We start from the raw sequence: 288 nt of genomic DNA on the forward strand, positions 1-288 counted from the left end.
ATAAACCCGCCCCGTTTTTTGACAAACCCCGTTTCTGGAAACAAGCGATCGCCTTCCCAACCACCCAGGGGTCACATATTCCTGTAGGGGCGGGTTCAACAGCCTATATTCTTCTTCACCAGCAGCGATATAAACCCGCCCCGTTTTTTGACAAACCCCGTTTCTGGAAACAAGCGATCGCCTTAATCAAAGCCTTAATCAAATTGGACTCAGTACCAGCCCCGTCCCAAAAGATGAAAACTGACAAACTATTTTATCGCATTTTTCTATGGCAACCGGAACTGATTT

The 288-nt window shown here is 46.5% G+C and carries 1 pseudogene; it reads left to right on the top strand.

Going from position 1 to position 288, the window contains the following annotated elements:
- Nucleotides 1-77: 77 nt before the first annotated feature.
- Nucleotides 78-288: pseudogene (locus tag P5674_RS26295) on the top strand (hypothetical protein); the annotation flags it as partial.

This window comes from Limnospira sp. PMC 289.06, from assembly GCF_032350395.1.
Taxonomy (GTDB): Bacteria; Cyanobacteriota; Cyanobacteriia; order Cyanobacteriales; family Microcoleaceae; genus Limnospira; species Limnospira platensis.